The sequence below is a fragment of the Chamaesiphon sp. genome (genome assembly GCF_041737865.1).
In the GTDB taxonomy this organism is placed as follows: domain Bacteria; phylum Cyanobacteriota; class Cyanobacteriia; order Cyanobacteriales; family Chamaesiphonaceae; genus Chamaesiphon.
In genome coordinates this window covers 1-10878 of sequence record NZ_JBGSQZ010000216.1, presented here as the reverse complement: position 1 = coordinate 10878, position 10878 = coordinate 1, and the positions used below count along the sequence as shown (strand labels likewise).

The 10878-nt window shown below is 43.5% G+C and carries 10 protein-coding genes and 2 pseudogenes; 10 read left to right on the top strand and 2 right to left on the bottom strand.

Annotated features, from left to right (window positions below):
* Positions 1 to 321: 321 nt before the first annotated feature.
* On the top strand, positions 322 to 786 hold the full coding sequence (locus ACEW9J_RS16290) for an RrF2 family transcriptional regulator (RefSeq protein WP_373546161.1): 465 nt from the start codon (positions 322 to 324) through the stop codon (positions 784 to 786).
* A 457-nt stretch (positions 787 to 1243) separates the two neighbouring features.
* Here ACEW9J_RS16290 and ACEW9J_RS16285 read toward each other — a convergent pair whose 3' ends face one another.
* Entirely contained in the window at positions 1244 to 1711 is a 468-nt protein-coding gene (locus ACEW9J_RS16285) for a DUF4079 domain-containing protein (protein ID WP_373546163.1), read from the bottom strand.
* Positions 1712 to 1866: 155 nt separating this feature from the next.
* On the opposite strand from ACEW9J_RS16285, the gene ACEW9J_RS16280 reads away from it, so the two are divergent.
* The 9 genes and pseudogenes from ACEW9J_RS16280 to petA all read left to right on the top strand — a co-directional run bounded on the left by ACEW9J_RS16280 (position 1867) and on the right by petA (position 9714).
* Complete coding sequence (locus ACEW9J_RS16280) at positions 1867 to 3243, top strand: ankyrin repeat domain-containing protein (RefSeq protein WP_373546160.1); 1377 nt, start codon at positions 1867 to 1869, stop codon at positions 3241 to 3243.
* A gap of 168 nt (positions 3244 to 3411) precedes the next feature.
* Positions 3412 to 4116: a hypothetical protein gene (locus ACEW9J_RS16275; RefSeq protein ID WP_373546159.1), complete on the top strand. Its 705-nt coding sequence runs from the start codon at positions 3412 to 3414 to the stop codon at positions 4114 to 4116.
* A 215-nt stretch (positions 4117 to 4331) separates the two neighbouring features.
* Entirely contained in the window at positions 4332 to 4622 is a 291-nt protein-coding gene (locus ACEW9J_RS16270; protein WP_373546158.1) for a sigma factor-like helix-turn-helix DNA-binding protein, read from the top strand.
* A gap of 49 nt (positions 4623 to 4671) precedes the next feature.
* Positions 4672 to 5616 carry a DUF1822 family protein gene (locus ACEW9J_RS16265; RefSeq protein WP_373546157.1) on the top strand — a complete coding sequence of 315 codons (945 nt, stop codon included), beginning with the start codon at positions 4672 to 4674 and terminating at the stop codon, positions 5614 to 5616.
* Between the two features lie 342 nt (positions 5617 to 5958).
* Positions 5959 to 6474 carry a CHAT domain-containing protein gene (locus ACEW9J_RS16260; RefSeq protein ID WP_373546162.1) on the top strand — a complete coding sequence of 172 codons (516 nt, stop codon included), beginning with the start codon at positions 5959 to 5961 and terminating at the stop codon, positions 6472 to 6474.
* Positions 6475 to 6632: 158 nt separating this feature from the next.
* Complete coding sequence (locus ACEW9J_RS16255) at positions 6633 to 6932, top strand: hypothetical protein (protein ID WP_373546156.1); 300 nt, start codon at positions 6633 to 6635, stop codon at positions 6930 to 6932.
* Between the two features lie 24 nt (positions 6933 to 6956).
* Positions 6957 to 7847: pseudogene (locus ACEW9J_RS16250) on the top strand (ABC transporter substrate-binding protein); the annotation flags it as partial.
* Positions 7848 to 8014: 167 nt separating this feature from the next.
* The gene (gene petC, locus ACEW9J_RS16245) at positions 8015 to 8554 is read left to right on the top strand and encodes a cytochrome b6-f complex iron-sulfur subunit (protein ID WP_373546155.1); all 540 of its coding nucleotides are present in this window, start codon (positions 8015 to 8017) and stop codon (positions 8552 to 8554) included.
* 176 nt (positions 8555 to 8730) lie between these two features.
* The gene (petA, locus tag ACEW9J_RS16240) at positions 8731 to 9714 is read left to right on the top strand and encodes a cytochrome f (RefSeq protein ID WP_373546154.1); all 984 of its coding nucleotides are present in this window, start codon (positions 8731 to 8733) and stop codon (positions 9712 to 9714) included.
* Between the two features lie 120 nt (positions 9715 to 9834).
* Here petA and ACEW9J_RS16235 read toward each other — a convergent pair.
* Positions 9835 to 10716 (bottom strand): annotated as a pseudogene (locus ACEW9J_RS16235) (IS630 family transposase).
* Between the last annotated feature and the right edge of the window lie 162 nt (positions 10717 to 10878).

The window sequence follows — 10878 nt, the reverse complement described above, 5'->3', positions numbered from 1 at the left end:
TGCGGTTTTGCTAAACTAGCCCTGCAATTAGTTATTGGAGGTTGCTATTAGCACTTATCACTATAGTACACTGACTAGAGCGAGTTTGTTAATTGTCTCTATCTAACATACCATCTTTTTTAGAACGGAACGAAACTTATTTTAAGATGTCAGGTGAATAGTAAATAATAGTTGTGAGTAATCAATTAAGATGCACTCGCGATCGATAGTTAGAGCTACAAGATTTCGATGAGATTTGGCAATTAGGGTGAGCCAATCGGATCGAGTCTAGTCTAGGATCGATTTACCCCAGCAACCAAATTATGAAATAGCCAAATAACTATGAAGCTGACTACTCGCGGACATTATAGCGTTAAGGCGATGCTAGACCTCAGTTTACAGCCTGGTTATGGCCCTGCGTCGGTCAGTGCGATCGCCACTCGTCAATACTTACCGATCCCTTACTTAGAAAAATTACTGATCGAATTGCGACGAGCTGGATTAGTCAACTCTATTCGGGGTGTTCATGGTGGTTATCAACTCGCCAAAAATCCTACTCAAATTTCTTTGAGTGATATTTTAATGGCTGTCGGTGAGGCAATGGTCGTCGATAAGCCTAATATCAATGAATCGACGAATCGAGTAAAGGATACCAATCTTGCCGCAGATTGGGTGACACTGATGGTTTGGAGCAGACTTAATGAAAAACTTCAGGCGGCTTTAGCGAGTATTTCTTTGGCGGATCTTTATTATGATGCGCGGAGTTGGCAAGCTGCCCAGGGTGAAGTGACTAATTATATTATTTAAGGAGTATGTTTGGCTGTTTGTGATGAGCGAATCGGCAGACGAATAGAACTTGCGGGTTGCGGATGTTATTTGTGCGGACAAAACCCGGATCTGGGGGATCCGACCCCCAGACCCCCCGTTGAGAGGCGGCGTTCCGCCTCTCAAACTCTCCTGTCTTGACTCGCTAAACCGTCGGGGAACCCGACGAGCGCGAGTCGCTGCGTAAGGGTCGATCTGTGGGATGCGTAGTGCGGCATTCGCTCCAATCTAGATTTTATACCAATTTAAATTGGTATGACGACAGATTAACTCCTCCCCTTTATAAGGGGAGGTTGGGTGGGGTAAAGATCTGTCGCTTTAATTCTTTAAATTGGTATTAGTTGGAAGTTAGTCGATTCGGTAGAGCTGATGCTGTGCCTGCGGGAGGCTACGCCAACGCCAACGACAGGGATTCAGTGAATCGCGCTGCGCGAACGGATTACATTTTACTGATAATTCGCTGAAGGATTTCTACTCCAGAGAGAGCTTGCCAGCCAAATAGACCGACGATAACTAGGTTGATCCCGATGTGACTGTATCTTGCCCAATCCATCCCTTTCTGCATGTAGGGAGACAGCGAGGCTGATACAGCAATTAAACCAGTCATTCCTAAGCCAGCTAGTAGGTGCGGGCCGAAAAATAACTTACCATTGTTGACATAAGTAGCAGCCATGCCGCCGAGGGAGCCTAACACCATTACAGCTAGGACGATCGAGCCGATTTGATGATGGCGGATATTATATTTACCTTGGATTAGTTTTTTCTTTTCGTCCCCAGTTGCACTCCGTGTTTTCCGAATTTGGAAGCCCAGATACATTGCATATAGAGTAGTTGCTAATAAAATCCACATTAGCGGCGGATGGATAAAATTGAGGTATGGTTTGATATTAGCGGGAATAAAGTCCATAGGATCGGCGAAATTGACGCAAAAGTTTATCAGAATATCTATAAAAGTTAGCATAAAATTTGTTGGTGTTGGCGATCGCTTACTGCTCGAACGGATCTGCTCGAACAGAGGATCGGGTACCACCAAATCCATTAACAGTTCGACTGCCAAAATTTATGACGATCGCCGATCGGTTCAATCTCCTCCTCATTCAGTCCGCTAAGCTAGGTAACTATCGTCAAGTTGCTACTGCTCTAGAACGTGGTGCCCAGGTAAATGCGACTGATGCCCAGGGTACCACCGCGTTGATGTTTGCTGCCCAGAAAGGTTTTGCTCAAATCGTCGAGCTACTGCTCGTTGCTGGTGCAGATGTAAATATTCATCGGTGTCAATTTGGGACTACTGCACTGATGTTTGCCGCATCCGCCCATCGGATTGCTGTTGTGGAGCAGTTATTGGCGCAGGGGGTAGATGTGAATGCGACTAATGAAGATGGCAGTACCGCGTTGATGGGGGCAACTTTGGCTGGGGCGCAGGAAATTGTATCATTGCTGATTGCTGCTGGTGCGGATGTGGTGAAGATCGATGCTGATGAAGATAATGCTCTCAATATTGCAATTAGTCAAAACTATCCTCACATTGTGCGACAGCTAATTAGTGCTGGGGCAGATATTAATTATCGCCGGAGTGATGGCAAAACGCCGTTGCTACTGATGTCTGCTCCAGGCGATCCGACGATCCTCATTCTGTTATTGGCAGCCGGAGCAGATCCCCAAGCGGTGGATCTCGATGGTGATAGTTTGATGATAATTGCTGCCGAGCGTGGGGATACTCGCCTGATTCAACTGTTGATTGATGCTGGAGCCGCGATCGATCTCCAAAATAATGACGGCTGGACACCCCTAATTGCGGCTACATCTGCCGGACAGATCGAAGTTGTCGGGCTGCTGCTAGATGCTGGAGCCGATCCAAATCTTCAGTCTCAGGAGCTAGAAACCGGATTGCACTTAGCCGCGATCGAAGGTAATGCCGATCTAGTCAGGCTGCTAATCGGTCATGGAGCGAAGACAGATCTGATTACTAGTCTGGGTGATACACCACTAGTTTTGGCAACCTTGCACGGGCACACAGCAGCCGTAGCAGCTATTCTAGAGTCTTGCCCAGACCTGGATGCCCATCAGCAGGGTGTGACGGCTTTTGGACTGGCGATCGTCAACCAATCTACCGAAATTGCTCAATTACTATTGGCTGCTGGTGTCTCACCCGTACAGATTCTCAAAGGTGGACAAACGCCGCTAATTATTTCAGCGATCCACGGTAATTTGGCATTAGTGCGATCGATTGTCGATGTCCAAGTCGATCTCAATCTTCAAGATAATTCGGGCGCGACAGCTTTAATGTGGGCAACCCATCGCCGACATCATCGCGTTATCGAGTTATTGCTGGCGGCGGGATGCGATCGCACCTGCAAAAATCCTGGTGGTTTAACTGCACTCGATTTAGCTCAGATGAATCGCGATCGATCGGCAATTGCTTTGCTTACCACAATTTAGCGATCTGCGATTATTTTACCAAACTTCAGGGCGCAAGCCGCTGTCAACACTATGCGAAGGGCAAGGCTAACGCCAATAGTGCAAGCTATCAACCATCAACTATTTACCTGCATTAATCGAGGATGTCATCCCAATTAGTAATTATCGTCGGTAGTTTATCCCAATTTTATGCCGATTAACCCTTTGAGCATATTTTACAGCGTACCCGTGCGATGGGAACTAGATTCTTCTGGCTATGTACATTTGCGGTGGAAATGCGATCGAGTTGCGATGCGGGGGATCTGTCAAGCTGGAAATTTCGATCTTGCCGAGATACCGTTAGCAGATCTTCATCAAGTAAATATTTATGTCGATCGACTATTAGTTGCCAATCCTGAGTTGATAACTGTAGCGATCGATAGTTTATACAAAGTAGCATTAGCACCCGCACCAGATCCACACCACAATTGTTGGTTTAATTTCATCACCTGGATGACAGTTAAAGCCGCGCAGCATACCTGGAATAAAATTCCCAGATCGCAACAGTCTCAGGAGTTATTCGATCGACTAATTACCCCGACTGTGAGTATTCAAAAGCTCGTGACTGGTTTCAATCCCAAATACCATCCCAATCTACTAGTAGGATTACAAGCATGGACTTATAAGGTTGTTAAGTACAACTCTTTTGCAGATTTAAGGGCAAATGGGCATCCATATTTTGGACTGTCAAATTTTGGGATTGTCTCTCGATCGAGTCATAAATTGATTCGGACAGCTCTACTCGGTAATATTACACCGATTCAATTTGAATCCTATGTATCGATCTCCAAAGTATTTAAAAACTATTTGGCTCGATCGGGGATAAGTGTAAATAAGTTGGGCTTGGATGATTGACAAGCAATTTTAGTCGAGGTACACTCGTTATCTATTAATCTAACTATTGAAGAATTACAGGGGATAGTCGATCGTGTCGTACGCTAATTCGTGCAGATAGCAGCCTGATAATTGAGAAATATGACGATTGGGCTGGCTCTATTCCAATCGATCGTTATGTTAGTCCTCCACCGCCAGATTTTGAAGAGTCTCAGCAGTTATTTGGGCAGCTATTGATGCTCGTCGATGAATTTATTAATAGTTTGCCTGTCGAAACCCAGCAGATCGTCAAACTTCGCCATCACCAAAAACTTACCCAAGCAGATATTGCCAAGATCGTCTCTAAAGATCAATCGGCAATATCTCGGCTGTTAGGCAGGTTTTATCTAAAATTACTCGATCTGATTCACAGCCAAGTTCCTCATCCCAATAGTGGTAAGCCTCAAAGAAATAGTCTGTCGCTCCAAGCTGCTACTCAATTGTTAGAGCACTACTTTAAAAGAAAGTATCCAGTGAAAATCACATAAAGACTCTTGGTTGGTTCAAGTAATTAATGTTCTAATTTAGCTTAAATTTATGGGTAGCTTACCTCACGCAATTGAAGCGTTAACAGAAATATATCCAGAGCATATTTGGATTAGTGTCAATTTTGATAGTTTAGATAAATGTCTGAGTCAAACTAAGATCGAGCTGATGTCGATCGCAGCAGTGAAAAAATATCTAAGCGATCTAGGCTTAGTTGTCAAGTCGATCTTTCCGAGCGAGGAATCTCAACTGATATCAGTTATCAACTTAGTCAATGGCTTTGCTTTGTCTATTGACGGTGTTAAAATAGCATTTATGCTGAGTCACGATCTAGACTTATTAGGCTTTGAAGTCCCGCGAGAATGGGTGGATTTAAGTAATTGGGCTGCTGATTACTATGTACCGATTCAGGTAGATTTAGAGCATAATTATCTACACCTGTGGGGCTTTGTCTCTCATCAGCATTTGCTCCAGACAGCAACTCTAGATCGACATTTGCAGAGCTATGAAGTTGAGAATGCCGATCTTATTGACGATCTAGATCTGCTCTGGATTGCTGGCGATCTAGTTGCTAGTGGTGGATTAGCACTAGAGCGAGGAAAAATATCCAGCTTAACATCATTATCTAATTCACAAGCAAAGGTATTAATCGATCGATTGCAGCAACACAAGTCGATATTTTCACCGCGTCTAGTATTACCCTTTGAGCAGTGGGGAGCAATTATTAATTCTCCCGAACATCTAGCCGTATATATCAATCCAGCAGTAGCAATAACTAAGATCGGTGACTGGTTTCGATCGCAATTAGCCGTATTTAAAACTGCAAGTAACATCATAGTAGATCGAGGATGGGTAGCAATTGATGAATTTTGTAACCAACCAGATATTTTATCAGGCTACTTTGCTGCTAGTCAGAAGAATAAGTTTGGCATACGCGGAATTGCGCTGAATAACGATCGAGAAATTCATCGCGCAGTTAAGAATTTTAGTGGATAGTAAATAGTAAGTATCTTGATTACCTAGTAGTAAGTTTTGTGTCCATTGAATCTGACTGCTGAATTTAAAGAATTGGTATCACTTAACCATCACTTATCCACCATATTGGTGCCGATCGTGGGTTGGCGATCGATAATTTCTCAGTTTCGGCAATTTTAGCTAGCAGTCAACCAGTGCCCGAACAAATGGATTTCATGGGCACGAGCGTCGCTATATTTGCAGTAGCAATTCTCAGCTAACAAACTCGATCGATAGAGATCGCCTTGAATAGGGATCTAATCAAAATGCGATCGCAGTGCTTTACCGAGGTTGTAAACCGAACTCCATCACGAGACCTATGATCTGGAAAATCCAACCAAAGAACAAGTAATCGATCTAGTCAGCGATCGAACATTCGATATTATCATTATCATTGGACATAGTTGCACAAATAATGATAGTACTGATGGTAAAATCAATATTAACGATCGAGACAATATTTCGATTCAAGATTTTACGCAACCTTTTAAAAATAGTGTCCATCGTGGACTCAAGCTCGTAATTTTAGCGGGATGTTCGAGCATTGGTGCGGCAAAAGCATTAGCATCAGAGAATATTGGGGTGCCTAATGTTATTGCCTTTAGAATTCCAGTTCATTATCGAGCGTTGAGGCTATTCTTCGATCGATTACTCAAACGCTGGATTGGTGACTCTCAAAGCTTAGAAGTCGCTCTGACAAATACTAGAGGAGAATTGAGTGCGATCGAAGGAGATTGCCCAGGCTCGTCAATTTTGCCAATCTTATTTACATCACCTTACGATCCGCCTTTAAAGTTTCCGATCGCTGCACCAGTACCAGTTAAGCTGTTTTATATCTAAATCTTTTGACTGAATCCCTTACAGCAAAGGTTCTAGAGGACAAAAAGAGTGTTTTAAATGTTTGACAGCTTACCATTAAAAAACTGTCGATTAGCCAAAAAAATATACATGTTTTGGTACTTCGTCCCATAGTAACTACTAAGTTTAGAGGGAAAGCAGTGAAAATACCACCGATCGCACTTATTGGTTTAGTTGTTACTACAATCGTTTATTTTCAAACGCGCCCGCCAGTGCTAAAACCTGCCTGTAATGTCATTCAAGGCGATCGAATTAGCTGTGGGGAGGAAATTTTACGCAGAGAAAATAGCATCCCCGCACAGCAAGATAAGCAGGATGGTGCTAATGCAATTGCCAATGGAGACTTTACTCTAGCAATAAAGCTACTAACTAAAGCCTGGGATGCTAAAAAAGATCCAGAAACCTCGATTATGCTAGAAAATGCTAAACTAGCAACATAATAAAGTCGAGGGGGTAAATTAGCAGACGAGTTATTGACACGGGAGATATTTGCGGCAATTGGTAGCTATTCATCGGAAGTAACTTCAGTAGTAAAAGATATTCACAAGAAACATCAAACTGTGCTAATGTCTAGTACTTCTACTGCCACTAAATTAACTAACAACAATCGGAACACTTACTTTTTCCGTGCCTGTTCTAACAATCAGATATCTGGAAAACAGATTGCTAGATATTTAAGAACCCATAAATACAATAAAATAGTCTTATTTCATACTCCTGGTAGGACATTTAGCGAGTCAATGACAGCAGCATTGAAAGCAAATTTTCAGGGGATAAATATTGTTAAAGAGTTCAACTTTAAAGGTAAAGGCGATCCAGCCGACGATCTAAAGCAAGCCAGAATTGCTGGAGCGCAAGCGATCGTCTTGATTCCTGATGCTTATACTAGTCAAGATCCAGAACGAGATCGGCTCCTGTCGATCGTCAAAGCAAATAATGGTAGTTTACCAATTATCGGTAATGAAGTAGTCAAAGATCAAACTCTATTTAATTATCCTAAACAGCAACTTCAGAAACTAGTAATTAGCTTACCTTGGCATCCATCTAGTTATCAGAATAATATAATTAATATCCTCAACTATTGGGGTATAAAAGCCCAACTAGATCATCGGATTGCGATGACTTATGATGCGACTCAGGTACTAATCACTGCCTTAGATCGATTACCGATCGATCTAGAAATTACCGAGAGTCGCCAGGAAATTCAGAAAATTATTAGCAGTCCGACTTTTGATATTGGGGGAATCACTGGGCAAATTAGCTTTACAGGTAGCGATCGATCGCAAACAATCAATAGCTTAGTTCAACCTCAATGTGACGCTACTAAATGTTCGGGGTTTAAACCTGCACAATAAGGGTGGGGATCGCCCCGACTACCTCTAACCTAGATAGCTTTACCGATCGGCACCGAAAAATGTCATAATGTGAGATGCTGTAAGCTTTTACATCACTATATAGCGATCCGACTGGGTGACAACTAAGTGTTGTGCAAAGATATTATTAGATAAAATTCATTCAGCTTATGACCCAACTTACCAGTTCCGCTGACGTACCAGATCTTGGTCGTCGCCAATTCATGAACCTGCTCACTTTCGGTACGATTAGTGGGATGGTACTCGGTGCTGCCTATCCATTTGTAGCATACTTCATCCCACCTGCAAGCGGTGCGGCTGGCGGCGGCGCAACAGCCAAAGACGCTCAAGGTAATGAGGTCAAAATTAGTGCATTCTTAGCTGGTAAGGTAAAAGGCGATCGCGAATTGGCTCAAGGCTTAAAAGGCGATCCTACCTACATCGTCGTAGCTGATGCAACGATCGTCAATTATGGTATCAACGCCATCTGTACTCACCTAGGCTGTGTTGTCCCCTGGAACAAGGCTGAAAATAAATTTATGTGTCCTTGTCATGGTTCTCAGTACGATGAGGCGGGCAAAATGGTACGTGGTCCCGCACCTAAATCTCTAGCCCTAGCCCATGCAACAGTGACAGCAAACGACACCATCGAGCTTACCCCTTGGACTGAAACCGATTTCCGTACAGACGAACCAGCTTGGTGGGCATAAACCAGGGCATAGGGAATAGGCGATAGGCTTGAGGGATGAGTTAAATCCGATGTTTACGATCCACTCACTATCCACACTATGCCTACGGCAGGCTAACGCCAACGACTTCGCTCAGTGCAAGCCATTCACTTAGTATCCGTATATTATTAATTTTCTTCGTCTGTCATCCTTAACCTATGAAATTAACTTTACTCTCATGGCAACGTAGCCAGCGACTATTGACCAAAACCCTAGTGGTTATCTTAGCTAGCGTCGGGATCGTTTTCGCCAACGATCTCGTGCTACCACAATCAGCCGCAGCCTACCCCTTCTGGGCACAACAAACTTACCCAGCGTCTCCCCGCGAAGCAACAGGTAGAATCGTCTGTGCCAACTGTCATCTCGCAGCTAAAGTCACTGAAATCGAAGTCCCACAGTCAGTAAGACCCGATACAGTTTTTGAAGCTGTCGTCAAAATTCCTTACGATGCAAGTATTCAACAAGTCACCGCAGATGGCACCAAAGGGCCATTAAACGTCGGTGCTGTCTTGATGCTACCCGACGGCTTCAAAATCGCCCCTGAAGACCGTCTCACCCCCGAACTGAAGGAAAAAACCGAAGGGATGTACTTTCAGCCCTACGGCGATGGCAAAGAGAATATTGTCATCATCGGCCCACTTCCTGGTGATAAATATCAAGAACTGATCTTCCCCGTATTGTCGCCCAATCCTAAAACCGAAAAAGGCATTTACTTCGGTAAATACCAAATTCACGTCGGCGGTAATCGCGGTCGCGGACAGGTCTATCCTACAGGCGAGAAAAGTAACAATGCTGTCGTCAACGCTTCTGTTGCTGGAAATATTACGGCAATTAACAAACAGGAAGACGGTAGCACTCAAGTCACGATCCAACCTGCGACTGGCGATGCTGTCATCGACAAAGTTCCTGCTGGCCCTGAGTTACTAGTTGCTCAAGGTGCTGCTGTTACTGCTGGTCAAGCAATTACCAACAATCCCAACGTCGGTGGTTTCGGTCAAAAAGATATCGAAATCGTCTTACAAAATCCCGATCGCATTCTCGGTCTGATTGCATTTGTCTTTATGATTATGCTGTCGCAAATCTTGCTAGTTCTCAAAAAGAAACAAGTCGAGCGCGTTCAAGCTGCTGAAATGGAATTCTAAAAATCCCGATCTGTTTAGCGATTTAAAATGCACTAGCTATTACAGCTAGTGCATTTTTTAGTTCGATCGATGAGGACTAATTTTCATCAGAAGTCGCAATTATAGCAACCGCCAAGGCGGTTAGGACGCTTTACTGAGAATATCTTCCATTGCATCTCGAAGACAGAGAAATTTATCAATTTGCTTGCGGATGCGGCTTTTGAGCCATGACCAGCACCGCTCAATCTTGTTAAGATCTGGCGAATAAGGTGCCAGATATAATAAGTGGCATCCTGCTGCTTCAATTATTTCTGCGTGGCGGGTGACCCGCGACGCTTGAATCCGGCCACCTTTATGAAATGTGGCATTATCTGCTATTACTACTTGTCCGGCTTTTAATGTTGGGACTAAACAAGTCTCTAGCCAGATTTCAAATACGCTACGGTTACAAGCTCCTTCTACAGTAAATGGTGCTAATAATTGTCCATTACACCAAGCTGCAATCATATTAATTCGCCCGCCTCTTTTGCCACTTTTCAGTGCCTCAAACCTTTTTCCTATCTCATTATATCCATAGCCATATTCATCACTGGACGGGTCTCTCGCCCAGTTCTATTATCCATTCCTGCTTCATCTATATAGACTTGCTCTTCTCGGCTATATTTAGCTAGCTCTTCTTTAAATTCTCTTCTTTTTTCTTCATCCCTTTCTCGATACCCATAAGTTTTTTTTACGACTAAATCCAATTTTCTTTAAGCCTCTTGAGATTGTTCTGTCACTAATTGGCACCTCCCATAATTTAGCCATTTCTGCTTGAGTTTTATCTCCATTTGCTCTCACAAATTCTTTGAATCTTTCCCAGTCCGTAATTTTGTGTCCATTTCCTCTTGGCTCATTTGGTTTGGCTTGGTAATCTCCGGTCTTGGCGAGTTGCGCTAGCCACAAGTGAATTGTATTTCGACTGACTTGAAATACCTGTACTGCCTCACTTTTTTTCATCCCATCTAGCTCAATTGCTTCGATTACTCTTTGACGTAAGTCGTAACTAAACCCCGTCCAACTTCAAACCCATAGTTTTCAAAGTATGAGACAATCTGATTCTGAGGAGTAAATTGAGGTCAACGCAAAGATGTTAAGAGTAGACTATGGTCGTTGGGCACAGACAGCTCAAATGTTGAGAGAACA

Excerpts from the sequence above, each read along its gene's own strand:
- ACEW9J_RS16290 (WP_373546161.1), top strand. The coding sequence starts at position 322 with ATGAAGCTGACTACTCGCGGACATTATAGCGTTAAGGCGATGCTAGAC.
- ACEW9J_RS16285 (WP_373546163.1), bottom strand. The coding sequence starts at position 1,711 with ATGGACTTTATTCCCGCTAATATCAAACCATACCTCAATTTTATCCAT.
- ACEW9J_RS16280 (WP_373546160.1), top strand. The coding sequence starts at position 1,867 with ATGACGATCGCCGATCGGTTCAATCTCCTCCTCATTCAGTCCGCTAAG.
- ACEW9J_RS16275 (WP_373546159.1), top strand. The coding sequence starts at position 3,412 with ATGCCGATTAACCCTTTGAGCATATTTTACAGCGTACCCGTGCGATGG.
- ACEW9J_RS16270 (WP_373546158.1), top strand. The coding sequence starts at position 4,332 with ATGCTCGTCGATGAATTTATTAATAGTTTGCCTGTCGAAACCCAGCAG.
- ACEW9J_RS16265 (WP_373546157.1), top strand. The coding sequence starts at position 4,672 with ATGGGTAGCTTACCTCACGCAATTGAAGCGTTAACAGAAATATATCCA.
- petC (WP_373546155.1), top strand. The coding sequence starts at position 8,015 with ATGACCCAACTTACCAGTTCCGCTGACGTACCAGATCTTGGTCGTCGC.
- petA (WP_373546154.1), top strand. The coding sequence starts at position 8,731 with ATGAAATTAACTTTACTCTCATGGCAACGTAGCCAGCGACTATTGACC.